A 25,557-nucleotide genomic window follows, 5' to 3' on the forward strand; every position below is an offset into this window, starting at 1 on the left:
TCACTCCCCCGCCAGCTCGACGACGACGTTCGTCGCCTTGACCGAGGCCCGCGCGAGGGTGCCGACGTCGAGCTGCAGCTCGCGCACCGCCTCGGCGGACAGAAGCGAGACGACGCGATGGGGACCGGACTGGATGTCGACCTGCGCCATGACGCCGTCGATCTGCACGCGCGTCACGATCCCGACGAAGCTGTTGCGCGCGCTGGAGCGGTGCTCGTATCCGTCACCCGGGTCGTTCGCCACCGAGACCGCGAAGGCGGCGAGCGCCTCGCCGGGGATCTCGGCGGGCACGGCATCGGTCACCGGCAGCAGCCCCTGGTCGATCCAGCGACGCACCGAGTCGTCGCTCACGCCGAGAAGACGAGCGGCTCGCGCCACACGGTAGGTCGTCATGCGTCGATCATGCCGCATGCGCGGGTTGTGGAGGCGTTTGAAATCCGCATCCGCGGATTTCGAGCCGGGCGCGGATCCGATCCCGCGGCATCCACATCGCCGTAAACTCGGGACATGCGCCCCCTGGTCGATCCCGTGTCAGAGTTGGATCCCGACGAGCGCAGGCGGACCGCTCGCCACACGGTGCTCAAGGGCATCGGCGACGAGGGGCAGCGGCGTCTCGCGAACACGCGCGTCGCCGTCGTCGGCGCCGGCGGCATCGGGTCGCCCGCGATCCTGGCCCTCGCCGCCGCGGGCGTCGGTGCCATCACCGTGATCGACGACGACACCGTCGAGCTCCACAACCTGCAGCGCCAGATCGCGCACCGCATCGAAGACATCGGCGTCCACAAGACCGAGAGCACCGTGCGCGCCGTCGCGGCACTGTCGCCCGTCACCGTCGTCACCCCGGTCACGGCACGCCTCGATGACGACAACGCGCAGGAGTTCTTCGCGGGTGCCGACATCGTGATCGACACGAGCGACTCGTTCGCTACGCGTCGCGCCGTCGCGGCCGCCACCGAGGCGATGGGGCTCCCCCTCGTCTGGGGAGCGGTCCGCGAGTGGCACGCGCAGGTCACCGTGTTCTGGTCGCGGCCGTCCGAGGGCGACCCGGTCGTCCTGAACGATCTCTTCGCCGTCGGCACCGAGGGCGACCCGCCCACCTGTGCGCAGGTCGGGGTGCTCGGCGCCCTGTGCGTGCAGGTCGGCGGCATCCTCGCCACCGAGGTCGTGAAGCTCGCGATCGGCGTCGGCACGCCGCTGCTCGGCCGCATGCTCGTCCTCGACGCGCTCTCGAGCCGTCAGCACGAGATCCCGCTGCGGTCGGCCGCAACGGCTGCGGCGGCGAGCGCATGAGCGGGCTCCGCAGCGTCGAGGAACAGCTCGCGCGCGTCCTGGCCGCGGTCCGGACGCTTCCCACCGAGGTCGTCCCCGTCGGGACATCCGCCGGCCGCACGCTCGCGGCACCGGCCGTCGCCGCGCACGACATCCCCCTCTTCGACAACTCCGCGATGGACGGTTTCGCCGTGCGCGCCGCGGACGTGGCGGCGGCTGGGCCGGGGCATCCCGTCTCGCTGCGGGTCGTCGCGGACCTTCCCGCTGGGGTGTCGGACGACCCCGCGCTCTCGGAGGGCGAGGCGGCCCGGATCATGACGGGATCACCCACGCCCACCGATGCAGACGCGATCGTGCCGTTCGAGAACACCGCCGGCGGGCTCGCCGAATCGCTCGACGTCGTCGAGGTGCTCGAGGCTCCCGCCGCCGGCGCGTTCATCCGTCGCCGCGGCGCGGACCTGCGCGCCGGTGACGTCGTCATCGCCGCCGGCGAGCGGATGGGACCGTTCCAGGTCGCCGCTGCCGTCGCCGCCGGGATCGACGAGGTGATGGTCGCCCGCGCGCCTCGTGTCGCGGTCGTCTCGACCGGCAGTGAGCTGACGGGCCCGGGTGAGCCTGTCCGCCGCGGGCTCATCCCCGATTCGAACGGGCCGCTCCTCGAGAACCTCCTCCCCGGGGCCGATGCCGAGGTCGTGATGGTCGCCCGCGTCGCGGACGACGGCGACGCGGTCGCGGAGGCCACCGCCGATGCTCGCGCCGCAGGGGCCGACGTCGTCGTCTTCACCGGCGGCGTGAGCGCAGGAGCCTACGAACCCGTGCGGGCCGCGTTCGACGGGCACGGCGAGGTCGAGTTCGCGAAGGTTTCGATGCAGCCCGGCAAACCGCAGGCCTTCGGCACGGTGGGAGACGGATGCCTCGTCTTCGGCCTTCCGGGAAACCCGGTCAGCGTCGCCGTGTCGTTCGAGGTGTTCGTGCGCCCCGCACTCTTGGCACTGCAGGGCCGGTCGGTCATCCACCGCGCCCACCTGACCATGACGGCGGCGGAGTCGTGGACCACCCCGCTCGGACGGCGCCAGTACCTGCCGGCCGTGGTCGATCTCGCGGCGCAGACCGTGCGCCCCGCGACGGCGGGCGGCTCGGGCTCGCACCTGGCCGGCGGGCTGGCACAGGCATCCGCTTTCGCGATCATCCCCGCCGACGTCGCGAGCGTCGCCGTGGGCGACGCCGTGGATGTCATGCTGGTCTGATGAGCTTCCCCCACCTCGATTCGGCCGGCCGCGCGCACATGGTCGACGTCACGGCGAAGGCCCCGACGGTCCGCACGGCCACCGCGCGCGGGTTCGTGCGGTGCAGCGCCGACGTCGTCGCCGCCCTCCGCGACGGCACCGCCCCGAAGGGCGACGTGCTGGCCGTCGCACGCATCGCCGGCATCCAGGCGGCGAAGTCGACGGCGACGCTCCTGCCCCTCGCCCACGTCATCGGTGTGCACCGGGCATCCGTCGAACTCGACATCGTCGACGACGGCGTCGAGATCGAGGCGACCGTCGGCACTGCCGACCGCACCGGTGTCGAGATGGAGGCGATCACCGCGGTGTCCGTCACCGCCCTCGCCGTCGTCGACATGATCAAGGGCCTCGACCGCGCTGTGGTGATCGAGAACGTCCGCATCATCGCGAAATCGGGCGGCCGGTCGGGCGACTGGGTCCGGCCCGGCGAGGAGGACCCGTCATGACGCTCGTGCGCTACTTCGCAGCCGCCGCCGAGGCTGCCGGGACCGAGAGCGAGGAGCGCCCCGAGGCGACCCTCGCCGAGCTCCGCACCGCGATCCTCGACGAGCACCCCCAGCTGTGGTTCGTGCTGCCCGACTGCGCCGTACTCGTCGACGGCGTGCGGACCGACGGCGACACTCGGCTCGACGACGCACGCCTGATCGACGTCCTGCCGCCTTTCGCCGGCGGCTGACGCAGCGGCCGAGCCTCAGCCGCCGATGCCCTTCCACGCCGTCGTACCGTCGACCTCGAGCTGACGCTTCCAGACGGGCAGATCGGTCTTGATCGTCTCGATGACGGCGCGGCAGACCTCGAATGCCTCGGCCCGGTGCTCGGACGCGACGGCGATGACGACCGCGGCGTCACCGACGGCGAGGTTTCCGACGCGGTGGCTGACCGCGACGACGGCGCCCGAGGCGCCCGCCGCCTCGGCGGCGATACGGTGCAGGGTCGACTCGGCGTCGGGGTGAGCGCTGTACTCGAGCCCGATGACGGTGGTCGCGGCATCCGGATCGTTGTCGCGCACCCGGCCGACGAACGTCGTCACGGCACCGTACTTCGGGTCCTCGACGGCACGCAGGTGCGCATCGACGTCGAGGGCGGTCTCCTCGAGCCGGGCGATCCGAACGATGTTCACGAGTGGTCTCCGCCTCTCACCTGGTCGACCACGTGCGTGGCGACCGACACGATCACAGGGATGCCGGAGCTCACCGCGCGCGGCGACCCCGGCAGATTGACGATCAGGGCTCCCTCGGGGTCGACGACACCCGCGATGCCGCGGGAGATCACCGACAGCGGGGTGTCTCCCAGGCCGACACGACGGAGCTCCTCGGCGATGCCCGGGAGCGACCGGGTCACGACGCGTCCGGTGCCCTCGGGCGTCTGGTCGCGGGGACCGACGCCGGTGCCCCCGGTCGTGACGACGAGTCGGGCGCCGGTGGCGACGGCGCGGCGCAAGGCAGCCTCGACGGAATCGGCACCGTCGGGGACGACCTCGAGCCCGGCGACCTCAATGCCCGCGGCTTCGAGCAGCTGCACGGCGAGCGGGCCGCCGCGGTCCTCGCGCTCGCCCGAGGCGGAGCGGTCGGACACCGTGATCACGACAGCGCGAAGGGACGTCACGTGCTCACCCTAGGCCGTGTGGGTCACGACACGGTGACGAGCGAACGCTGCCAACCCGACGAGCCGTTCGGGGCGATCGCGGCGCGCTCCTCGATCTGCATGTCGCCGTTCTTGTTGATCGCGCGGACCGCCACGTAGTGCGTGCCGGGCTCGGCATCCCATTCGAGGACCCACTGCACCCAGGTGTCCTCGTTGATGGGGGTGGACAGCTTGGCCGGCATCCACTCGCCGTTGTCGATGCTGACCTCGACGCGTTCGATGCCGACGGTCTGCGCCCAGGCGACGCCTGCGATCGGAACCTTGCCGGCTTTCACAGGGCTGCCGCTCTTCGGGGTGTCGACGCGCGACGAGAACTTGATCGGCGCTTCGGCGCTGTAGCCGCGCGGGGTCCAGTACGCCTCGTCCTCGGCGAACGTCGTGATTTTGAGCTCCGTGACCCACTTCGTCGCGGAGACGTAGCCGTAGAGACCGGGGATGACCATACGGACGGGGAAGCCGTGCTCTGGCGGGAGCGGCTCGCCGTTCATCGCGACGGCGAGGATCGCATCGAGATTCTCGTCCGTTCCGGCCGAGAGCGGGGTGCTCGCGGTGTAGCCGTCGACGCTGGTCGAGAGGATCATGTCGGCGCCCGCCTTCGGGCCCGCCATCTTGAGGACCTCTCGGAGCGGCACGCCCTGCCAGATCGCGTTGCCGACGAGGTTGCCGCCGACCTCGTTCGAGACGCAGGTGAGCGTGATCGCGTACTCGTCGAGGCCCATGTCGAGCAGGTCCTGGAAGCTGAGCTCCACGCGCTTCTCGACCATGCCGTCGATGACGAGGCGCCAGGTCGAAGGGTCGACGTTGGGAACGGTCAGCGCCGTGTCGACGCGGTAGAAGTCGGCGTTCGGGGTGATGAGCGGGCTGATGCCCTCGACGTCGAGCTCCGCGCCCGACGGGATCGTCACCTTCGACTTCGGGGCGGGCAGCTTGAGGGCACGACGGATGGCGTCGGCGGATGCGGTGGCTGCGCTCACCGTGCGGGCGGCGATGCCGACGATGACGGCGGATGCCCCCGCGATGCCGGTCATCAGCAGGAAACGCCGACGATCCAGGCCGTCGTCACGGGTGTCGGCCGTCGACGTGCGCGCGTCTCGCCAGGCCCGCAGCCTGCGGCCCAGGAGGAACAGGATGGCCGCGCCGCCGATCGTGCCGAGCAGCGGCGGAAGGAAGGCGAGCGCAGTCGCTTCGGCGCGGGTGATGATGGCCGCGCCCGACAGGACTCCTGCCAGCACCAGCGCGATCGCTCCGAGCGGGGGCCGGACGTACTCGAGAATGCCGGCGATCGCCGAGGCGATCACGACCGCGAGGCCGAGCCCCGCGAGGAGCGCGATCTTGTCGTATTCGCCGAACGTCGAGATCGCGAACTCCTTCAGCGGACGCGGGACGATGTCGATCACGAACGCGCCGACGGCGAGGATCGGACTCGCCGTGCTCGCGAAGATCAGCGCGGCCAGCTCGGCGATCGCGAGGAAGACGGCGCCCCCGACCAGACCCGAGACGGCCGCCCAGAAGAAGAACCGCTTGCCTGTGATGTGAGTGCTCATGTCATCCCTTCAGGGTTTGTTCGTAGCGAACACCGATTCGGATGCACCGGGCTGCGGCGATGACATGCGTGACGGGCTTGCGCGTCTCACTCTGACGCAGATGGCGGCCTGAAACTCCCTCTTGCGGATGCGGGACGGATGACCTTCACCCCGCGAACGGCCACGCCACCGTCAGCCGCAGCGGCTCGTCGTCGCGCGGTGAGTTGTGCCAGATCTCCCGCGGCGGGCCGATGGGGGTGCGACCCGCATCCGTGATCCAGGCGTGCACCTCGTCGTAGAGGGCGAGGATCTCGGGGAAGTCGGTCTCGCGACCTTCGGCGTGACGGAGCGCAACCTGGCCGCCGGTCATCCGGTAGCTGCGCACGTCGTCGGCGCCGTCGATGAGCCCATCGACGGGCAGGACGATCTCGAGTGGGCCGTTCGAGTCGTCGGTGACGGGCGCGTGGAAGACCCCGAAGGCATCCCCCGTCACCTGCAGGCCCGCCCCCGCGGCGACCTGGCGCAGGTGGTGGACCTCGTCGTGAATGATCCAGTCCATCTCGTGCGGCGCCATCCGGCGCATCACGCTCAGGACGGGGCGATCGCCCTCGATGGCGGTGTCGACAGCGGACATCTGAGTCTCCTTCGTGAGATGAAGCCGCGCCCGAGCGAGCACGACATGGTGAGCCTGCGTCCGACTATCCATCGCCGCTTTCGCCTCGTCGAGCATGGCGACAGCGGCATCCGGATCCTCCTCGGACAGGCCGACGATCGCCGCGATCCGATCCAGCGACAGGTCGGCCGAGCGCAAGAGTGCGATCAGCCACCCCGTCTGAACCTGGTCCGCCGAGTAGTAGCGATACCCGGTGTCCGCATCCACCCGGCGGGGAGCCAGGAGCCCCCGCTCGGCGTAGATCCGGAGCGCCTTCGCCGACAGCAACGTCGACGCGCCGAACCGGCCGGCGGTCATCCACTCGTCGTCTTCTGCAGTCACAGGTTCACCTTCAGCCCTGCCCCAAGGGCGAGGTCAAGCGCCCGTTCGACACTCGGAGCATGGCACAAGGCCCCGCAGGCGCGCTCGGGTAGCGTGGATCTTCGGCGAACTCGCCGAGAGGTACCGCGCGGGGGGCGTAGGACATGCACACGGACGAACGACGTGCCCGAAGAGACTGGCTGACACGACTTCTGCTCGTCGGCGCGGGGCTGATCGCGGCCGTCGCGATCGTCTACATCGCCGGCCGCGAGCTCGGCTTCCTCGCGCGCTGGTGGCTGTTCAGCGGCGCGCTCGCCTTTCCCGGGTTCGTCTTCGCCGGGATGCTCGTCGGTTCTCTCGTCCTGACTCTTCTCGCACTTCTCCTCCGCCGACGCCGGAAGGTCGCGGTGCTCGGCACCGGGGGCGTGAGCCTCGGCCTTCTCGTCGCGCTCCTCGTGGTGGCGGTGTCGATGCCCGCCACCCTCACGCGCGACGCCGTCCCGGCTCGCCAGGACGGTCAGCTGCGAGTGCTCGGGTGGAACGTCCTGCAGGGCGCGGAGGATGCGGCATCCCGCGGTTTTCTCATCGCGACCCTGCAACCCGACGTCGTCGTCCTCAGCGAGCTCTACCAGGGAAACCTGCAGGCCGGCGACGTGCCGCCGGGGTATGTCAGCTACGGCGTGCGCGGCATCGCCGTGACCGTCCTCGTCGCCGAGGACCTGCCGCGCTACCGCGTCGTGGACGCCGACGAATCGGGCATGACGTCGGGCTTCGTCCTCGCGCCCGAGGTCGACGGCGCCGCACCCCGCATCGTCGCAGCTCACCTCGTGGCGCTCAGCTTCCGCGGCGACGCAGCCCCACGGGACTTCGGACTCGACTGGATCGCCGCGCACTGCGAATCCCCCGACACGATCGTCGCCGGCGACCTCAACGCCGTGCCCGCCAACATGCCCGGCGGCCGGCTCGGCACGTGTCGCACGGTCGGCACGTTCGCGCCGACCTGGCCGTCGATGGTGCCGCCCCTGTTCGGCGCTGCGATCGACAACGTCCTCGCGACATCGGAATGGGATGCCGCCAGGGTCGCGACCCTCGACATCGCCGACATCGCGACCGATCACCGCCCCATCGTCGCGGACCTCGTCCGCCGCTGACCGCCCGGACGGGCTTAGCCTCGAACGGTGCCCAACCCCGAGATCCTCCGCTACGCCGCCTTCACCACGCACCCGGACGGCGGCAACCCCGCCGGTGTCGTGCTCGACGCGTCCGCCCTCGACGATGCGTCGATGCAGCGGATCGCCGCGGACGTCGACTTCTCCGAGACGGCTTTCGTGACCGGCACCGACGTCGACGGCGCCCTGACGATCCGCTACTTCTCCCCTATCGCCGAGGTGCCGTTCTGCGGACACGCAACGGTCGCCACCGCCGTCGCCCTCGCCGATGTCGGCCGTGTCGACACCGGTGCCATCCGGTTCGCGACAGCCGTGGGCGTCGTCGAGATACGGGTGAGCACGGATGCCGCGGGTACGCACGCCTCGTTCACGAGCGTCGAGCCGTCGGTGTCACCGCTCTCCGCGGACGACCTCACCGCCGTTCTCGACGAGATTGGACTCGACCCGTCGGTCCTCGATGCGGAACTGCCGCCTCGGATCGCGCACGCCGGCAACCCGCATCCGGTCATCGTCGTCGCCGACCGTGCGGCGTTCGACGGCTTCACGTTCGACGCGGAGCGCATCCGCGCCCTCATGGACGACCGGGCATGGCCCGCGACGATCACGATCGCCCACCGTCTGGCACCGGACCGCTTCGTCGCTCGCAATCTCTTCCCCGTGGGGCGCATCACGGAGGACCCGGCGACGGGCTCGGCGGCGGCCTCGTTCGGCGCGTACCTGCGATCGCTCGACACCGTCGCACCTCCCGCGCGGATCGTGATCGAGCAGGGCGCGCACGTCGGCCGGCCCGGCGAGCTCACCGTCGACATCCCGGCATCGGGCGGCATCGTCGTCACCGGCGACGCGGTCCGTATGGACGTCTAGACGGACGCGCGGCGCAGCAACCGCAGGACGTCATCCGGCTGCTCAACTGCGGCGAAGTGCCCTGCACCCGGCAGCACCGTCTCCTCGACATCCCTGATCAGCGTCGAGAGCCCGGCTGCGTCATCTGGGCCCACGAATACGTCGCGAGCGCCGCGGACCGACCGCACCGGACAGCGGATGCCGCGCCACGACGACTCGTCGTAGGCGGCAGCCGCCCGCGAGGCGGCGAGGAAAGCCCGTGGCCGGATCTCATCGGCGAGCGTGTGCACGACCGACGGGTCGATCCGCCGAGGGGACGCGAAGAGGGGTGCGCTCAGGGGCCGCAGGAGACCGCCGCGGTCGAGCGCGCGCAGCAGCGGAGCGGACGCGTCGCCGAGGGCGCGGAGGATGCGCATCGCCAGCAGCATTCCCGCGAAACCGGGCAGGCGCAAGCCACCGCGCAGCGGCCGGCGCACCGCGTCGAACACGGCGGGTCCGGACGGCGAGACGAGGAACACCGACTCGGTCCGATCGGGGAAACGCGCGGCCAGGTCGAGGGCGAGCGCGCCGCCGAGTGAGTGCCCGATCACATCCCATCTCTCGTACCCCAGCTGCGTGACGACCTCGCGGATCGCCTCGCTGAACCGCCCGATGTCGACCCCATCGGACGGGAACGGGCTCTCGCCCCAGCCGGGCAGGTCGAGGGCCACGATGTTGCGCACCGGGTCGTGGCGCCGGGCGGCCGCCCGCAACAGCGGGGTCCAGGTCGTCCACGATCCCGCCGCGCCGTGCAGCAGGACGGTGGCCACCGGGCTCGCGGCGACGCCGACGCGGGCGATGACCGTCCCGACGGCCGTGGGAATCTCGATGCGGCGCAGGCCCAGGGCAGCGGCATCCGTCTCCAGTCGCGTCCGAGCGTGCGCGGATTCGGGTTGCCAGGTGATCGTCACGGAGGGTGTTCGGTGCCGACGCGGCTTCGGATCGGTCAGTCGACGCCGGTCGAATCACCCGATGCGCGTGCGGAGGGCGTCGGCATCCGTCTCGCCGTCGACGAGGACGGCGCGCGCGAGGTCGCGGGCGTCCTCGACGTTCCAGAGCAGCACGCCGACCGGCGCGCCGGATTCGTCGCGATAGTAGACGACGGTGCGGTCCTCGTCGAGGTCGACGACAAGGGGGTCCTTGTCGGGATCCAGCGCGCCGACGGCCTCCCATCGCACACCGAAGACGGCTGAGTAGAAGTACGGCGTGTGGGTGTACGGCAGCCGCTCCCCCGCCATCGACCGGCCGACGGCGGCGCCCATCTCGTTCGCGTTGTCGACGTGCTCGACGCGCGTGCGTCCGAGGATCGGGTCGGGGTACGAGGCGATGTCGCCGGCTGCCCAGATCGAGTCGTCGCTCGTGACGAGGTGCTCGTCGACGACGACACCCTCGTCGACCTGAAGACCCGCCTGCTCGGCGAGATCGGTCACGGGGTCGACGCCGAGACCCAGCACCACGATGTCAGAGGGGCGCTCCTCGCCGCCTTCCAGCACGACGTGCAGACGGTTGCCGGCGGTGCGCACCTCGTCGACGCGCGCGCCCGGCACGAGCTCGACACCGCCGTCGCGGAACAGCTGCTCGTATCGCTTCGCCAGCTCGGGCGGGAACGTGCCATCGCCGAGGACCTCGGACGGGAAAACGAGCTCGGTCTCGACACCGTTCTGCACGAGCGCTGCCGCGATCTCGGCACCGATGTAGCCGCCGCCGACGACGACCGCGCGCCCGCCGTTCGCCGCGAGGTCGCGGAGGCGCCGGTAGTCGTCTGCGGAGCGGAAGAACAGGATGCGGTCGTCCTCGGGAGCCGGGATCTCGCGGGGCTTCGAGCCGGTCGCGAGCAGCAAACGCCGGTAGGCGAGGTCGTTGCCCTCGCCGATCGACACGGTCTTCGCCTCGCGATCGACCCCGGTCACGAAGGTCTCGAGGCGGATCTCCGCGCCCGTCTCCTCGGTGCCCAGCGGCACCTGATCCCACGTGAAGTCCGGGTCGGTCCACAGCTTCTTCGACAGCGCCGGACGCGTGTACGGCGGGTCGACGTCCGCGCTGAGGATGCCGATCGTGCCGTCGGGATCCAGTTCTCGGATGCCGCGGGCCGCCGCATCCGCCACCATTCCGCCACCCACGATCAGATAGTCGTACGTCCGCATCACACGCTCCGTTCGCATCGTTTCGGCCACGGTATGCGCCTGCGGGTGGGCGCTGCGCGGGGTTGCGGGATGCGGCGAGGGGAGTTAGGTCGGGAGGATGAGCAGATGCACACCGACGTGATCTTCATCGGCGGGCGCTCCGGGGTGGGGAAGTCTTCCGTCGCCGCCGAGGCGTCTCGCCTGCTCGGACTCGCTGACATCCGGCACGCCGTGATCGAGGGCGACAACCTGGATCAGGCGCATCCGCAGCCCTGGCGCAGCGGCATCCCGCTCGCGGAGCGGAATCTCGCCGCGATGTGGGCCAACTATCGCGAGATCGGGTACTCGCGACTCATCTACACGAACACAGTCAGCGTGCTGCAGATCGCGGAACTCTCGGCCGCCCTGGGCGGTGAGGTCCGGTCGACCGCGGTGCTGCTGACGGCGACGGATGCCGCAGCCGCGGCGCGGCTCGCGAAGCGGGAGATCGGGACGGCGCTCGCGGCGCACGTGACGCGGAGCGCCGCGGCTGCTCGGCGCTTGGACGAGGGGGCTCCGGATGCCGTACGGGTCGCGACGGACGGGCGAGCGGTGGCCGAGATCGCGCGTGAGGTGCTGGAGCGAGCGGGGTGGATCTAGGAACCTCCGACGGGTGAGAGGTTTCTCATCTGCAGGCCTGTTCGCGACGTGTGATCTCGGTGGTTTTCGGGGTCTGGATGTCGGAGGCTGGTGCGATAGTGCAGGTATGACGGAAGCGATGGAAACCCCCGGTGGCGAGGCGTATCTCACCGCCATCACGGGGATCATTGCGGATGTCGAGGACGTGGCCCTTGAGCTCGCTCGGGCGCAGATCCGGGAGTTGCGCGTGCTCGCTGCCGCGGGCCGGTTGGCGGAGGAGCAGGGCGCGCCCCCGAACGCGAAAGTCACCCTGCACGACATGGTGCTCCGGTCGATTTCGGCCGAGGTCGCCGGGGTGATGCGGACGACCGATCGGACGGTGCAGCGTCGGATCGGCGAAGCGCGGCTGACGATCGAAGGATTCCCCGCGGCGGTCGCTGCGTGGGAGGCGGGGCGGATCGTGCAGGCGCACGTGAGGGCGATCGTCGACGCTGGGGTGAACCTGCCGGCTGAGTTGTGGGCGGAGTTCGAGAAGGTCGCGATCGAGCGGTGCGACGGTGAGACGCCGAATCGGGTTCGAGGTGAGCTCGAGATCCTCGCACATCGGATGCACCCGCGGGCCTTCGCGGAACGACACGAGGAAGCTGCGGCGGGGCGGTGCGTGCGGTTGATGCCCGGGCGGGATGGGATGAGCGATCTCATCGCGACCCTCCCGACAGTGATCGCCGAGGGAATCCAGGACCGGCTCACCCAGCAGGCTCGGGCGATCATCGACACCCGGGACGAACGCAGCACGGGCGAGAACGCCGACGCCGTCGCGACCGATGCGCGCTCGACCGATCAAGTGCGGGCTGATGTGTTCGCCGACCTGCTCCTAGCGGGAACCCCGGCGTTGGATGACACGCGCGACACCACCGCCGGGCCGCTCGGCGCGATCCGTGCGCGGGTTCAGGTGCTGGTTCCCGCGGCGACGTTGTCGGGTGCCGACGACGGACCGTGCGACCTGTCCGGCCGCTCCCCCATCGATCCCGCCACCGCCCGGATCCTCGCCGGCGACACCGGGGTCTGGGAGCGCCTGTTCCACGACCCCACCACCGGGGTGACCGTGTCGACGGATTCGTACCGCGTGCCCTCCGGGATGCGACGATTTCTGCAGGCCCGGGACCAGCATTGCCGGTTCCCCGGATGCCGGGTCGCCGCCATCCGGTGTGAGGTCGACCACACGCACGATCATGCGCTCGGCGGGCGGACAGAACTGTCCAACCTCGCCCACCTATGCCAACGGCATCATTCGATGAAGCAGTTCACCGCCTGGAAAGTGCGACAACTGAAGGGTGGTGTCCTCGAATGGACCTCACCCCTCGGCAGGATCTATCGCGAAGACGCACCCACCCCGGCCGTCGCCTTCACACCTGCCGCCACACACCCCGGCGACCCCGCACCCTTCTGAACCGCTCCGCCGCGCCCCGGATCGCATGCGCGGACCGGCGACCAGGTCGCACGCTCACGCGCCCTGCTCTGCGCGCCAGCCCTTCTCCTTCTCGATGTACTCGTTGTCGGCCAAGTCCGCGAAGTCGCTCTCGTCGGTCACCCGCCGCACCTCGAGCTTGCTGCCCGGCGTCAACGGTGCACGCTTCGCCCACTCCAGCGCCTCTTCGACGGTCGCCGTCTGCACGATCCAGAACCCGTTGAAGAGCTCGTGGATCTCGCCGTACGGGCCGTCGCTGACGACCGGCGTCTCACCGTCGAAGTCGACGACGAAACCCGGCTCGGGCGCGAGGCCGTCACCACCGACGAGGACACCGGCGGTCATCATCGACTCGTTGTACGCGCCCATCGCGTTGATCGCCGCCTCGACATCGGTCTCGGCGAACGTCTCGGCCGCAGCCTGGGTGCTCCGCATGATCAGCATGTGCTTCATGGTCATCTCCTGAGTTCCGGGGACGTTTCTCGTCCCTCTCACTATCGCGTCGAACAGGCGCGACCGGAATCGACATCGAGACCGAAAGAATCTCAGGCGGGCTCCGCCAGCACTGACGGGCGCGGCTCGATGACCGCAGCCACGATCGCCTCGATCGCGAACTCGGACGCCCGTCCGAGATCGACCGCCGTCGGGTCGAGCAGCCACTGCACCTGCAGGCCGTCCATCACGGCGAGGATCGCCGCCGAGCCGTGCTCGATCGAGCCGGGGTCGCTGATCCCGCGCTCCTGACACACCCGCTCGAACGCCTCGCGCAGGTCCTTCCGCAGCACGGTGTACCGGTGCACGAAGTACGGCCGCCCCGGATGGTCGTCGGTGACCGACTCCGCTGACAGCACGGCGTATGCCTGCACGATCCCGGCTCGCTGCATGTTCATGATCGCCGTGTGCACGAGGTGGCGGAACAGCTCCATTCCCCCCGGGATGCGACCGCCGTCGAGATCGACGACGTCCGTCTGATCCCGATGCTCGAGCACGTCGAGCAGCAGCTGATCCTTCGACCCGAAGTGATGGAGGATGCCGGCGTGCGTCATCCCGACCTGCTCGGCGATGTCCTGCAGGGTGCCGTTCGCGAAGCCCTTGGAGCCGAAGATCTCCTGCGCCGCGTCGAGGATCTCTCGACGACGGACGAGGGTCGCTGGACGCGACTTCGTCCGGTGTCGGCTATCGACCATGATCTGCCTTCTTCCCCAGATGCGGATCAGATCTTACGCAGATCGCGTCGCCCGCATCACTGGAGGGTTGTGAACTTACTTACTTGATTGTAAGTTTTCCCATGCAATCACACTCAGCGCCGAGTGGCACTCCTTCGGAGGTCTTTTCGCGGCGCCGGGACCACACATGAAGGAGAAGCAATGAGGCTGAAGACCTCCCTCGCCGCCGCCGGTCTCACCGCGGCACTCATCCTCACCGGCTGCGCCGCCGGTGGGGGCAACGACAACTCCAGTGGCAACGGTTCTGGAGCCGCTCTGACGATCGCGAAGCCCGACGGCGCGATCACCACCGAATCGCACAACCCGTACCTCACCGACTCGGCCGGCCAGCGCTACGGCTATGCCAAGGTCATCTTCGAGCCCCTCGCGCTCGTCAACCCGACCGGCGACCTCGGCACCACCCCGTGGCTCGCCGAGAAGGTCGAATGGAACGACGACTACACGCAGCTCACCGTCACGCCTCGCAGCGGCGTGAAGTGGAGCGACGGTGAGGACTTCACCGCCGACGACGTCGTCTTCACCTTCAACCAGTACCTCAGCGGAAAGCTGACCGACACCGGCGCGCTCGGCGTCACGGACGTCAAGGCCGACGGTGACACGGTCGTGCTGACGTTCGCCAACTCGAAGTTCACGGCGCAGGGTCGCGTCCTGCACACCCCGATCGTCCCGGAGCACATCTGGAAGGACATCGAGGACCCGAACACCGACCCCCTCACCGACGAGGGCAAGCTCGTCGGCACCGGCCCCTACGTCATGTCGAACTGGTCGACCGAGTCGGTCTCACTCAAGGCGAACCCCGACTACTGGGGCGGCGACCTCGCCGTTCCTCAGCTAAACTACGTCTCCTACGGCGACAACGCCGCCCTCACCACGGCGCTCGTCTCGGGCGACGCGGACTGGGCTCAGGCCTTCATCCCGCAGGTCGAGGAGAGCTACCTTTCGGCCGACCCGGACAACGTGTTCCTGGTTTCGCCCACGCCGGGCGCCGGCACGCTCTTCATGAACCTGCAGAAGAAGCCCTTCAACAACCCCGCGCTCCGCGAGGCGCTCGCCTGGACCATCGACCGCGAGGCCTACGTCGACATCGCCCGTGAAGGCGCGAGCGAGCCGATCTGGAACAAGACCGGCCTCAGCTCCGTGCTCGAGGACGAGATCATCGACGAGTACAAGGACGACAACTACTCCGTCGACGTCGACAAGGCCAAAGAGGTCCTCACCGAGGCCGGGTACACCTGGAACAGCGGGAAGCTGACCGACCCCGACGGCGAAGCCGTCGAGTTCTCGGTCTCGGTCCCCGCCGGCTGGAGCGACTGGAACACCGAGCAGGCCCTCATGTCCGAGGAGCTCGAGAAGGCGCTCGGCATCAAGGTGAACGTCGACCAGCCCGACTTCGGCGGCTGGGACGCCGGCAAACAGGAGGGCAACTTCGACGCGATCATCCACTGGCTCGAGGACACTGGGAACGCGTACGGCCTGTACACGTCGACCATGGACCCCAAGTGGATCGTCGACGGCAAGGCGTCCTTCAACTTCGGTCGGTTCGACGACCCGACCGTCACCGAGGCGCTGAACACCTACGCAAACGCGGCATCCGATGATGAGCGCGCCGAGGCCGGTGCAGTGCTGCAGAAGGCGTTCGTCGAGAACGTGCCCGCCATCCCGCTGGGCGCGCACCCGCTCCTCGGCGAGTTCAACACCCGTAACTACGTCGGCTGGCCCTCGGAGGACGACCAGTACGCCGCGGGTGACCCGACGCAGGCCGGCGTCGTTCAGATTCTCACGAAGCTGAAGCCCAAGGAGTAACCCGACCGACGATGGGGCGGATGCCGCATGGCCCGCGGCATCCGCCCCACCACCCCTGCTCCCCTCCACGAAAGCGAGCACGCACCGATGCGCGATTCGTTACTGTCCATCGACGACTTCTCGGTCGTCTACGACGTCGACCCCCCGGTCGAAGCCGTCACCCACGTCAGCCTCGAACTGCGCCGCGGCGAGATCCTGGGGCTCGCCGGCGAAAGCGGGTGCGGCAAGACCACCCTCGCCTACGGCGTCCAACGCCTGCTCAAGGCCCCCGCTGTCATCTCCAGCGGATCCGTCACCTTCCGCGACATCTCCGGCGAGGACATCGACGTCAACTCGCTCGGCCAGGAGGAGATGCGCCGGTTCCGCTGGGACAAGATCTCCATGGTCTTCCAAGGGGCCATGAACGCCCTCAACCCCGTCGCCACGATTGGGTCGCAGCTCGCCGACGTCTTCGAGGTGCACCGGCCCGACATGAACCGGGCCGCGCGTCGCGACGCCGTGAACGAGCTGCTCGAGATCGTCAAGGTCGGCGCCGCCCGTAGCCGCTCGTACCCCCATGAACTCTCCGGCGGCATGCGCCAGCGCGTCATGATCGCCATGGCGCTCGCCCTCCGCCCCCAGCTCATGATCATGGACGAGCCCACCACCGCGCTCGACGTCCTCGTGCAGCGCGAGATCCTCAAGCAGATCTCGCAGCTGCGTCACGAGTTCGGATTCTCCGTCATCTTCATCACGCACGACCTGCCGCTGCTGCTGGAGATCAGCGACCGCATCGCCATCATGCGCAAGGGCGAGATCGTCGAGATCGACACCGCCGAGCGCATCTGGACCGCCCCGCAACACGAGTACACGCGCACGCTGCTGTCCTCGTTCCCGCGACTCACCGGTGAAAGGGGGGTCGTCGTCCGATGACCACACTCGAATTCGACAGCGTCACGAAGGTGTACCACGTCCGCGGTGCCGGCCAGATGAAGGCCCTCGACGACGTCTCGTTCACCCTCTCGTCCGGCCAGACGATCGGCCTCGTCGGCCAGTCCGGCAGCGGCAAGTCCACGATCGCCAAGATCCTCACCCAGCTGGAGACGCCTACGAGCGGCGAGATCCGTCTCGACGGCACACCCATCCCGCGCCGCGGCAAGGGCCTGCGCGACTACCGGCAGCAGCTCCGCATGGTGTTCCAGGACCCGTTCGCCTCGCTGAACCCGTACCACTCGATCCGCCACCACGTCGAACGCCCCCTGCGGCTGGACAACGTCGTGCCGAAGAAGGAGGTCGAAGACGAAGTGCGGCGTCTCCTCGACCGCGTCCGGCTCGACCCCGACTCGGTCATCGACCGCCGTCCCCACGAGCTCTCGGGCGGGCAACGGCAACGCGTCGCGATCGCTCGGGCCCTGGCATCCCGCCCTCGGCTGCTCGTCGCCGACGAGCCGGTGTCGATGCTCGACGTGTCGATCCGCATGGGCGTGCTGAACCTCCTCGCCGACCTGCAGCGCGAAGAGGGCCTCGGGGTGCTCTACATCACCCACGACCTCGCGACCGCGCGCCACTTCAGCGACGAGATCCTGGTGCTCAACCAGGGCAAGGTCGTCGAGAGCGGCACCGCCGACGACGTGATCCTGCGTCCCCAGAACCCGTACACGCAGGAGCTCCGCGCTGCGTCGCCCGACCCCGAGAGCCACTTCGCCTCAGCTCCCGGACTCTCCGGAGGTGCCCGATGACCGCCGTCGAACCCCAGCTGCCCGTCGAGACGCCCGACGCGCTCGAGGTCGGCACGACCGCCACCACCGCCGTCAAGGGACGCTCCCGCATCCCGTGGCGCTTCCTCGGCAGCCGCGCCCTGTTCTACCTCTTCACGCTGTGGGCGGCCATCACGATCAACTTCTTCCTGCCCCGCCTCATGAAGGGCGACGCGGTCGACCAGTACCTCGCCCGCAACCGCAACGTCACGCCCGAGGCGGCCGACGCCCTCCGCGCGCTCCTCGGCATCGACACCGACAAGTCGATCTGGCAGCAGTACATCGACTACTGGGGCCTCATGCTCCGCGGCGACCTCGGCGTCTCGCTCCTGCACGGGCTCCGCCCCGTCGGCGAAGTCATCAGCGGCGCTCTGCCCTGGACGGTCGGGCTCGTCGGGTTCGCCACGATCATCTCGTTCCTCATCGGCACGATCGGCGGGGCCGTCATCGGCTGGCGTCGCGGCAGCCGCTCCGAGGTCATGATCCCGATCACGACCTTCCTCAGCACCATCCCGTACTTCTGGCTCGGCCTCCTCGCGATCGCCCTCTTCTCGGTGAACCTCAAGTGGTTCCCGATCGGGAAGGCGTACGGCGTCGGCTACTCGCCCGAATTCACCCCCGAGTTCATCGGGCAGGTGATCCACCACGGCACGCTCCCCGCGGTGACGATCATCATCGCCTCCCTCGGCGGCTGGATGCTCGGCATGCGCAACATGATGCTCACGGTCCTCGACGAGGACTACATCACGGTCGCGCAAGCCAAGGGCATGCCGAACTCCCGCGTGCTGTGGCGCTACGCCGCGCGCAACGCGGTGCTCCCCCAGATCCAGAGCTTCGCCCTGTCGATCGGCTTCATCGTCGGCGGCACGATCGTCATGGAGATGGTCTTCAGCTACCCGGGAGTCGGAAAGCTGCTGCTGGATGCCACCAACGGCAAGGATTACGCACTCATGCAGGGCGTCTTCCTGGTCATCACGCTGTCGGTGCTGGTGGCGAACATCCTCGCCGACATCGCCTACGCGTTCCTCGACCCGCGCACCCGCCAGACGGAGGCCTGACCATGACCACCACCGCCACCATCCGCATGGCCCGCACCGAGGACCCGACGCCCAACACGTTCTGGGCGCGCCTCGGATCGGCGTTCGCGATGTTCCGGAACGCCAAGTCGATCACGGGGCTCGCCATCCTCGGCTTCTTCGTCCTCATCGCGATCTTCGCCGACGTCCTCGCACCGTTCTCACCCACCCAGGTCGACAACACCGCACGGTTCCAGCCGCCGTCCGCCGAGCACTGGCTCGGCACCACCCACATCGGCGAGGACGTGCTCAGCCAGGTCATCTTCGGCACCCGCGGCGTCATCGTCGTCGGTTTCCTCGCCGCGATCCTGGCCACGGTCATCGCTATCGTCGTCGGGGTCGTCTCGGGCTACGTCCGCGGCTGGAAGAGCGAAGGCCTCTCGGCGCTGACGAACGTGTTCCTCGTCATCCCGGGTCTGCCGCTCATCATCATCGTCGCCTCGATGTTCGAGGAGCCGCCGCTCGTGCTCATCGCCGCTGTCCTCGGCATCACGGGCTGGGCCTGGGGTGCGCGCGTCCTGCGCGCCCAGACGATGTCGCTCCGCAACCGCGACTTCATCCAGGCTGCACGCGCCAACGGCGAGCCGCTTCGCCGCATCATCACCGTCGAGATGCTGCCGAACCTCATGGCGCTCATCGCCGCGAGCTTCGTCGGCACGGTGACCGCCGCGATCCTCGGCCTCACGACCCTTTCCTACATCGGCGTCATCCCGGTGAACACCTACAACTGGGGCACGATCCTCAACTGGGCGAGCGCGCAGGGCGCGTTCCGCCAGAACCAGTGGTGGTGGTACCTGCCCCCGGGGCTGTGCATCGCCGCCATCGGCGTGGCCCTGTCGCTCATCAACTTCGGCATCGACGAGTACGTGAACCCCCGCCTGCGCTCCGCCGGCGAGCGGGCCCGCGCGATGAAGAAGAAGGGTCTGAACGTCAACGACGCCGTCACCGTCGTCCGCAGCGTCGAGGTCCCCGCAACGCGCCGGGAGGCACGGGAATGACGAGGGTCGACACCGCCGAGGCCGCGTACCTGGATGCCACCCTGTCGGTGGACGAGCGGGTCGCCGACCTGCTGGCGCGTATGACGCTGCCCGAGAAGGTCGGGCAGATGATGCAGTTCGACGCCCGCGAGGAGCTCGAGCACATCGTGCTCGAGCGTCACGCCGGGTCGATCCTCCACACCTCCCCCGAGAAGGTGCTCCGCGCCGCGGATCTCACCGCGCAGACGCGGCTGGGGATCCCGCTGCTCGTGGCGGAGGACTGCATCCACGGACACTCGTTCTGGGAAGGCGCGACGATCTTCCCGACGCAGCTCGGCATGGCCGCGTCCTGGGATGCGGACCTCGTTCAGCGCGTCGCGAAGGCGACGGCCGCCGAGGTGGCGGCCACCGGCATCCACTGGACCTTCTCCCCCGTCCTCTGCATCGCGCGCGATCTCCGCTGGGGTCGCGTGGGCGAGACATTCGGCGAAGATCCGTTCCTCATCGGGGAGCTCGCCTCGGCGATGGTGCGCGGGTATCAGGGCGACGGCCTCGACGATCCCGACGCGATCCTCGCGACCGCGAAGCACTTCGCGGGGTATTCCGAGACGCAGGGCGGTCGCGATGCGAGCGAGGCGGACATCTCGCGCCGGAAACTCCGCTCGTGGTTCCTGCCGCCGTTCGAACGCGTTGCCCGGGAGGGATGCCGCACCTTCATGCTCGGCTACCAGACCACCGACGGCGTGCCGATCACGGTGAACGACTGGCTGCTCAGCGACGTCCTTCGTGGCGAATGGGGCTACACGGGCACACTCATCACCGACTGGGACAACGTCGGCCGCATGGTGTGGGAGCAGAAGGTGCAGCCCGACTATGCCAGCGCCGCCGCGGCGGCCGTGAAGGCCGGCAACGACATGGTCATGACGACGCCCGGCTTCTACGCCGGCGCCCTCGAGGCCGTCGAGCGCGGGATGCTGGCAGAGGCCGACATCGATCAGGCCGTCTCGCGAATCCTGTCGCTGAAGTTCCGCTTCGGCCTCTTCGAGAACCCGCGTCTGCCCGACCGGGAGCGCATCGCGAGCGTCATCGCCCAGAGCGAGCACTCGGACCTCAACCTCGAGGTCGCGCGGCGCTCCCTCGTCCTCCTCCGCAACGACGGCACGCTCCCGGTGGCGCCCGCGACGCAGCGGATCGCCGTCGTCGGTCCGCTCGCCGACGACGCGCAGACGCAGCTCGGCGACTGGGCGGGCTCGTCCGGACAGGTCGATTGGATGCCGCAGGGCCACCCGCGCGCGCAGATCACGACAATCCTCGACGGGCTGCGCGAACGCTCGAGCGCGGCGGTCGAGTACGCGCGGGGAGCGGAGATCCTCCGCCTGACCGACGACCCCGCCGGCGTCTTCCCCGACGGGCAGCCGCGACCGCCGATCGTCGCACCGAGCGAACCGGACGCCGAGCAGATCGCCGAGGCCGTCGCCCTCGCCGAGCGCTCGGACGTCGTCGTGGCCGTCGTCGGCGACCGCATCGAGCTCGTCGGCGAAGGTCGCTCGACCGCGACGCTCGACCTCATCGGCGGGCAGCGGGCTCTGCTCGACGCTCTGGCCGCGACGGGCACACCGCTCGTCGTCATCATGATGGCGTCGAAGCCGTTGATCCTGCCGGAGTCGGTCCGCGAGGCATCCGTCGTCTGGGTCGCCAACCCCGGCATGCAGGGCGGACGTGCGATCGCGGAGCTGCTGCTCGGCGAGATCGAGCCGTCAGGGCGCCTGCCGATCTCGTTCGCGCGGCATGCCGGTCAGCAGCCGACGTATTACAACCAGATCCGCGGCCAGCACGGCGACCGATACGCCGATCTCACGCAGGAGCCCGCATTCGCCTTCGGCGACGGCCTGTCGTACACGACCGCCGAGTACGGCGACGCAGAGGTCCTGACGCCCGTCGTCTCGGCCGGTGACACGATCCGCGCGCGGATCACGCTCCGGAACACCGGCGAACGCGCCGCGCACGAGGTCGTCCAAATCTACGTGCGCGACACGGTGACGTCGGTCAGCTGGGCCGACAAGGAGCTCAAGGCGTATCGTCACGTCGACGTCGCGGCGGGCGGCACCGCCACGGTCGAGATCGAGCTGGCGGCGTCCTCATGCACGATCGTGGATGCGGCGGGCCGCCGCATCGTGGAACCCGGGGAGTTCGAACTCCTCATCGGGCCGTCGTCCCGCGACGAGGTGCTGCGGGCGGTCTCGTTCGAGATCCGCTGACACGACGGAATCAGCGAGGGGCGGGTGTCGTGGTGTCACCCGCCCCTCGCTATCGTCAAGGCATGCGTGCCATCCCCGCCGACCTCGATCCGGACGTCGTCGCCGAGATCGACCGTCGACTCGCTGCGGTGTCGCGCGACCACGACGTCCGCATCCCCTGGGCGATCGAAAGCGGCAGCCGCGCGTGGGGGTTCCCCTCACCCGACAGCGACTACGACTGCCGATTCATCTTCGTGCGGCCACGTGAGCGCTACCTGTCCCTCTTCCCGGAGCGCGACGTGATCGAAACCCCGCTCGACGCCGTCTTCGATGTCAACGGCTGGGATCTCGCCAAGTCGGTGCGACTGATCGCGAAGGGGAACGCGACGGCCGTCGAATGGCTCCGCTCCCCCATCGTCTACGCAGGCGATCCGGCGTTCCGCGACGGCCTGCTCGATCTCGCCGACCGGATCGTCGAGCGCGGGTCCATCGGTCGCCATTATCTGCACGTCGCCCGTCAGCAGCAAGCGGGTACACGCTCGCTCAAGCGGTTCTTCTACGTCCTCCGTCCCGCTGCCGCCCTCAGATGGCTCGAGGTCCATCCGGCGCAGGCGGTCCCCCCGATGGACCTCCCGACCCTGATCGAAGAGGGGGACCTCGACGACGACGTGCGGATCGCGGTGCACGACCTCATCGCGCTCAAGGCGCAGACCCGTGAGCTCGGCACCGGGACTCCGCCGGCGGTCCTCGAGCGCTTCGTCACCGCGCAACTCGACCGGGCCGAACAGTACGAGAGCGTCGCCCCGGTCCGGGAGACCGACGACGTGCGAGCGATGGCCGACGAGTACTTCGTCTCGCTGCTCGGTTCTCCTTGAGGCCGGTCATCGTGATGCCCTGCACGAAGTAGCGCTGCAGGAAGAGGAACAACAGCAGGATCGGCGTGACCACGAGCACGGAACCCGCCTGCTCGAGATCCCGGCACCGCGTGAGGATGCCGCCGAGGAGCGCCGCTCTCCGGCTAGCCCTGAGTGAGCACCTCGGGTGAGGCGTCGTCGGACCCGTCCGACAGTTCGACGCGCGTCCACGGGACCGGTGCCTCCGCGAACACCGGCTCCAGCACGCGCCACATCTCGCCGGCGTCGTCGCCGTAGAAGAACACGTCGTAACCGCCGAGGCCCGCGCCACTGCCGTCCGTCTGACCGACACCGGCGTCGAGCAGCGCCTCGTCGGCGGCGAGCTCGGTCTCGAAGAGCGCGTTCATGAGGTCGACGTCGAACTCGCCTTCGGGCACCTCGAAGGAGACGATGACCCAGTCGTACTCGTCGGCTGTATCGATCTCCTCCTCGAGCTCAGCGGACGCGTCGGGTTCGGTCCGGCCGGTCACGTCCGAGAGCTGCATCTGGAGTAACGACATCGGCGAGCACGCGCTCAGCGCCACGCCCGCCGCCAGGAGCAGCATTGCGGCGGGCAGGGTGAGCGCGCGAGAGACCATGCCGCGATCGTATCGGCCACGGAGGCTCTCGCCCTCACCCCGGCGCGAGGCGATACAGCACCTCGGGACGACCCCGCTTGCCGTAGCGGTGCGAAACCGCGATCACGCCGGACTCCGCGAGGTGGGCGAGGTAGCGATGCGCGGTTGCCCGCGATATCTCGCAGGCCGCGGCGACCTCGGCGACGGAACGCCCGGCCCCGGCATCGAGCGCGGCCAGCACACGCTCCAGCGTCGGGGCGGCGAGTCCCTTCGGCAACGCCCGAGCCCCGCCGGCCGATGCCGCGACGGTGCGGATGCCGCCGGTCGCCAGCAGGCGGTCGATCTCCGTCTGTGCGAGGGGACGCTCACGCCCGGCGTCCGCTCTCGCGTCGCGCTCCTCGCGATACCGCTGGAGCCGCTCCCGCAGCGCAGGCTCGGTGAACGGCTTCACGAGATAGCCGACGACCCGACCGGCGAGCGCCTGACGGACGGTCGTCTGGTCCTGGGACGAGCTGATGACGAGGACGTCGGGACCGCCTCGCGCGACCGTCCGCAGCCGGTGCAGCACCTCGACGCCGCTGATGTCGGGCAGCCGCATGTCGAGGAGGACGAGGTCGACCCCCGAGGCTCCCTGCTCCAGAGCTTCGCGCCCCGTGCCGGCCGCGCCCGCCACGACGAACCCGGCCACCCCGTCGACGAACCGGCAGTGCAGCGCGCGGGCGCCGCGGTCGTCATCCACGACCAGCACGCGGATCGCCTGCCCGATCACACCCGCTCCATCTCGAACGCGAAGCGCGCCCCGCCCAGCGCGGACGCTCCGACCTCGATCGTGCCGCCGCGGGATGTCACCGTGCGCCGTACGGTATCGAGGCCGTACCCCCGGCCGAACCCGGTGGTGTCCGCTTTCGTCGAGAACCCCTGACCGAAGATCCGACCGATCACCGCCGGATCCACTCCGGGACCGTCGTCATCGACGGCGCCGATGAGGCGACCGTCGACGTCGCGCAGGACGCAGCGCACCCGCCGAGCCCCCGCCTCGCCCGCGTTGCGGCACAGGTTCGCGACGACCGACACGGCGCCGTCGTCGAGGTCCCCGTCGAGCGAGAGGTCGAACTCCGCCTGGGCACCGAAGTCGAGGAGCTCGGCGCGCACGGCGTGCACGGTTGCGGCGGCGACCGGCTCCCCCGCATCGTCGAGCCCGGCAGCGGAGCGGACCGGAGCGACCTCCTCGATGTAGCCGAGCGCCTCGGCGGTGTCGCCGCGCGAGACGAGCCCGTGGACGACGTGCAGTCGCGTACCGAACTCGTGCGCCTGCTCGCGGAGGGCCGCGGTCGTCCGCCGCATCTGCGCGTTCTCCGCCAGGGCGGCATCCGTCCGGCGGAAACGACGCTCGACCGCCGCGGTCAGTGCGGAACTCGCGAGCGACGCCACCACGAGCGCGCCGATCCCCCACGGCAGGAGCGCGGCGAGTGCGGCATCCCTGTCGGCGGCGATGCTCGACTCGAGCACGCCGACGGCGACCATGCCGACGACGACACCCCCGTCATCCCGCACCGGCACCTTCGCGCGCAACGACGGACCCGACGCTCCCCGCTCCGTGCCGAGGAAGGTCTCGCCCTCGAGCACGGGGCCGTTCGTGGTCTCGACCTGCACGCCGCGCTCCGACGCGAGCGGATGAGTGATGCGGACCCCTTCGTCATCGGTGATGACGACGTAGTAGACGCCGGCGGACTCCGCGACGAGTTCGGCGAGCGGCTGCAACGCCGACGTCGCGGCAGCGAGGTCGGCGGCGTCGGCGAGATCCTCCGGCCGACCGGCATCCGTCACGGTCGACAGGGTCGTCCGCACGTCGGCGAGGTCGGCGAGGCTCTGCGCGACGTCCATGACACGCTCGGCCGTCGCGTCGCGGATCGTGCGCTCCTGCACCGTCATCGCGACCGCGACCGTCCCCGACAGGGCGGCGAGCGTCACGACGGAGGGCAGGACGATCAGCACGAGCCGAAGCGCGCGGGGCCGCCGCGGAGACGCCATCGTTCACCACTCCCGTCTGTGCACGGTGCGTGAGCGTTTAAGAGA

27 protein-coding genes and 1 pseudogene are annotated in these 25,557 nt (G+C 69.7%); 15 read left to right on the forward strand and 13 right to left on the reverse strand.

Annotation, left to right across the window (positions count from 1 at the left end):
* A complete protein-coding gene (locus tag BBA86_RS09035; RefSeq protein ID WP_065571260.1) occupies positions 1–393 on the reverse strand; it encodes a molybdopterin-binding protein in 393 nt (130 codons plus the stop codon).
* Positions 394–507: 114 nt separating this feature from the next.
* Here BBA86_RS09035 and BBA86_RS09040 point away from each other — a divergent pair, with 114 nt between their 5' ends.
* From BBA86_RS09040 to BBA86_RS09055, 4 genes are read left to right on the forward strand one after another with little or no spacing between them, the layout of a single operon-like run.
* Entirely contained in the window at positions 508–1,290 is a 783-nt protein-coding gene (locus tag BBA86_RS09040) for a HesA/MoeB/ThiF family protein (RefSeq protein ID WP_065571261.1), read from the forward strand.
* Positions 1,287–2,516 carry a gephyrin-like molybdotransferase Glp gene (glp, locus tag BBA86_RS09045; protein ID WP_065571262.1) on the forward strand — a complete coding sequence of 410 codons (1,230 nt, stop codon included), beginning with the start codon at positions 1,287–1,289 and terminating at the stop codon, positions 2,514–2,516. Before BBA86_RS09040 ends, glp begins: the two co-directional genes overlap by 4 nt.
* Complete coding sequence (moaC, locus tag BBA86_RS09050) at positions 2,516–3,001, forward strand: cyclic pyranopterin monophosphate synthase MoaC (RefSeq protein ID WP_065571263.1); 486 nt, start codon at positions 2,516–2,518, stop codon at positions 2,999–3,001. The genes glp and moaC overlap by 1 nt, the downstream gene beginning before the upstream one ends.
* Positions 2,998–3,231 carry a MoaD/ThiS family protein gene (locus BBA86_RS09055; protein WP_065571264.1) on the forward strand — a complete coding sequence of 78 codons (234 nt, stop codon included), beginning with the start codon at positions 2,998–3,000 and terminating at the stop codon, positions 3,229–3,231. Before moaC ends, BBA86_RS09055 begins: the two co-directional genes overlap by 4 nt.
* A 15-nt stretch (positions 3,232–3,246) precedes the next feature.
* Here the strand turns inward: BBA86_RS09055 and BBA86_RS09060 are convergent, their stop codons facing one another.
* From BBA86_RS09060 to BBA86_RS09075, 4 genes are all read right to left on the reverse strand, one after another.
* The gene (locus tag BBA86_RS09060) at positions 3,247–3,675 is read right to left on the reverse strand and encodes a molybdenum cofactor biosynthesis protein MoaE (protein ID WP_065571265.1); all 429 of its coding nucleotides are present in this window, start codon (positions 3,673–3,675) and stop codon (positions 3,247–3,249) included.
* Positions 3,672–4,160 (reverse strand): molybdenum cofactor biosynthesis protein B, encoded by a 489-nt coding sequence (locus BBA86_RS09065; protein WP_065571266.1) that lies wholly within the window; start codon positions 4,158–4,160, stop codon positions 3,672–3,674. Before BBA86_RS09065 ends, BBA86_RS09060 begins: the two co-directional genes overlap by 4 nt.
* 23 nt (positions 4,161–4,183) lie before the next feature.
* The gene (locus tag BBA86_RS09070; protein WP_065571267.1) at positions 4,184–5,743 is read right to left on the reverse strand and encodes a molybdopterin-dependent oxidoreductase; all 1,560 of its coding nucleotides are present in this window, start codon (positions 5,741–5,743) and stop codon (positions 4,184–4,186) included.
* 145 nt (positions 5,744–5,888) lie between these two features.
* Entirely contained in the window at positions 5,889–6,716 is an 828-nt protein-coding gene (locus tag BBA86_RS09075) for a MerR family transcriptional regulator (RefSeq protein ID WP_223247059.1), read from the reverse strand.
* A 143-nt stretch (positions 6,717–6,859) separates the two neighbouring features.
* Here BBA86_RS09075 and BBA86_RS09080 point away from each other — a divergent pair, with 143 nt between their 5' ends.
* On the forward strand, positions 6,860–7,846 hold the full coding sequence (locus tag BBA86_RS09080) for an endonuclease/exonuclease/phosphatase family protein (protein ID WP_065571268.1): 987 nt from the start codon (positions 6,860–6,862) through the stop codon (positions 7,844–7,846).
* A 27-nt stretch (positions 7,847–7,873) separates the two neighbouring features.
* Positions 7,874–8,728, forward strand: coding sequence for a PhzF family phenazine biosynthesis protein (locus tag BBA86_RS09085; protein WP_065571269.1), 855 nt, complete (start codon positions 7,874–7,876; stop codon positions 8,726–8,728).
* On the opposite strand, the gene BBA86_RS09090 is transcribed toward BBA86_RS09085, so the two are convergent.
* Together BBA86_RS09090 and BBA86_RS09095 are read right to left on the reverse strand one after the other, a co-directional pair.
* Positions 8,725–9,657 carry an alpha/beta fold hydrolase gene (locus tag BBA86_RS09090; protein WP_065571270.1) on the reverse strand — a complete coding sequence of 311 codons (933 nt, stop codon included), beginning with the start codon at positions 9,655–9,657 and terminating at the stop codon, positions 8,725–8,727. The genes BBA86_RS09085 and BBA86_RS09090 overlap by 4 nt on opposite strands.
* 54 nt (positions 9,658–9,711) lie before the next feature.
* Positions 9,712–10,908, reverse strand: a complete 1,197-nt coding sequence (locus BBA86_RS09095) for an NAD(P)/FAD-dependent oxidoreductase (RefSeq protein WP_223247060.1) — start codon at positions 10,906–10,908, stop codon at positions 9,712–9,714.
* 87 nt (positions 10,909–10,995) lie between these two features.
* Here BBA86_RS09095 and BBA86_RS09100 point away from each other — a divergent pair, with 87 nt between their 5' ends.
* Positions 10,996–11,508 (forward strand): adenylyl-sulfate kinase, encoded by a 513-nt coding sequence (locus BBA86_RS09100; RefSeq protein ID WP_065571272.1) that lies wholly within the window; start codon positions 10,996–10,998, stop codon positions 11,506–11,508.
* A gap of 106 nt (positions 11,509–11,614) precedes the next feature.
* Positions 11,615–12,937, forward strand: coding sequence for an HNH endonuclease signature motif containing protein (locus BBA86_RS09105; protein ID WP_065571273.1), 1,323 nt, complete (start codon positions 11,615–11,617; stop codon positions 12,935–12,937).
* A gap of 54 nt (positions 12,938–12,991) precedes the next feature.
* Here BBA86_RS09105 and BBA86_RS09110 read toward each other — a convergent pair whose 3' ends face one another.
* Both BBA86_RS09110 and BBA86_RS09115 read right to left on the reverse strand, forming a co-directional pair.
* Positions 12,992–13,408: a YciI family protein gene (locus BBA86_RS09110; RefSeq protein ID WP_065572243.1), complete on the reverse strand. Its 417-nt coding sequence runs from the start codon at positions 13,406–13,408 to the stop codon at positions 12,992–12,994.
* Positions 13,409–13,500: 92 nt separating this feature from the next.
* On the reverse strand, positions 13,501–14,142 hold the full coding sequence (locus BBA86_RS09115) for a TetR/AcrR family transcriptional regulator (RefSeq protein WP_065571274.1): 642 nt from the start codon (positions 14,140–14,142) through the stop codon (positions 13,501–13,503).
* Between the two features lie 180 nt (positions 14,143–14,322).
* On the opposite strand from BBA86_RS09115, the gene BBA86_RS09120 reads away from it, so the two are divergent.
* From BBA86_RS09120 to BBA86_RS09150, 7 genes are all read left to right on the forward strand, one after another.
* Positions 14,323–15,984, forward strand: coding sequence for an ABC transporter substrate-binding protein (locus tag BBA86_RS09120; protein WP_065571275.1), 1,662 nt, complete (start codon positions 14,323–14,325; stop codon positions 15,982–15,984).
* 87 nt (positions 15,985–16,071) lie between these two features.
* Positions 16,072–16,896 (forward strand): ABC transporter ATP-binding protein, encoded by an 825-nt coding sequence (locus BBA86_RS09125; RefSeq protein ID WP_065571276.1) that lies wholly within the window; start codon positions 16,072–16,074, stop codon positions 16,894–16,896.
* Entirely contained in the window at positions 16,893–17,702 is an 810-nt protein-coding gene (locus BBA86_RS09130; protein WP_065571277.1) for an ABC transporter ATP-binding protein, read from the forward strand. The genes BBA86_RS09125 and BBA86_RS09130 overlap by 4 nt, the downstream gene beginning before the upstream one ends.
* On the forward strand, positions 17,699–18,778 hold the full coding sequence (locus BBA86_RS09135) for an ABC transporter permease (RefSeq protein ID WP_065571278.1): 1,080 nt from the start codon (positions 17,699–17,701) through the stop codon (positions 18,776–18,778). The genes BBA86_RS09130 and BBA86_RS09135 overlap by 4 nt, the downstream gene beginning before the upstream one ends.
* Positions 18,779–18,780: 2 nt before the next feature.
* Positions 18,781–19,794, forward strand: a complete 1,014-nt coding sequence (locus BBA86_RS09140; RefSeq protein WP_065571279.1) for an ABC transporter permease — start codon at positions 18,781–18,783, stop codon at positions 19,792–19,794.
* Complete coding sequence (locus BBA86_RS09145) at positions 19,791–22,031, forward strand: glycoside hydrolase family 3 N-terminal domain-containing protein (protein ID WP_065571280.1); 2,241 nt, start codon at positions 19,791–19,793, stop codon at positions 22,029–22,031. The genes BBA86_RS09140 and BBA86_RS09145 overlap by 4 nt, the downstream gene beginning before the upstream one ends.
* 62 nt (positions 22,032–22,093) lie before the next feature.
* Positions 22,094–22,885, forward strand: coding sequence for a DNA polymerase beta superfamily protein (locus BBA86_RS09150; protein ID WP_065571281.1), 792 nt, complete (start codon positions 22,094–22,096; stop codon positions 22,883–22,885).
* Here the strand turns inward: BBA86_RS09150 and BBA86_RS14780 are convergent.
* From BBA86_RS14780 to BBA86_RS09165, 4 genes and pseudogenes are all read right to left on the reverse strand, one after another.
* Positions 22,881–22,973: pseudogene (locus tag BBA86_RS14780) on the reverse strand (carbohydrate ABC transporter permease); the annotation flags it as partial. The gene BBA86_RS09150 and the pseudogene BBA86_RS14780 overlap by 5 nt on opposite strands.
* Before the next feature lie 55 nt (positions 22,974–23,028).
* The gene (locus BBA86_RS09155) at positions 23,029–23,502 is read right to left on the reverse strand and encodes a hypothetical protein (RefSeq protein WP_065571282.1); all 474 of its coding nucleotides are present in this window, start codon (positions 23,500–23,502) and stop codon (positions 23,029–23,031) included.
* A gap of 34 nt (positions 23,503–23,536) precedes the next feature.
* Positions 23,537–24,250: a response regulator gene (locus BBA86_RS09160; RefSeq protein WP_065571283.1), complete on the reverse strand. Its 714-nt coding sequence runs from the start codon at positions 24,248–24,250 to the stop codon at positions 23,537–23,539.
* Complete coding sequence (locus BBA86_RS09165; protein WP_223247061.1) at positions 24,247–25,512, reverse strand: ATP-binding protein; 1,266 nt, start codon at positions 25,510–25,512, stop codon at positions 24,247–24,249. The genes BBA86_RS09160 and BBA86_RS09165 overlap by 4 nt, the downstream gene beginning before the upstream one ends.
* Between the last annotated feature and the right edge of the window lie 45 nt (positions 25,513–25,557).

The organism is Microbacterium oleivorans, from assembly GCF_001691565.1.
GTDB lineage: Bacteria > Actinomycetota > Actinomycetes > Actinomycetales > Microbacteriaceae > Microbacterium > Microbacterium oleivorans_B.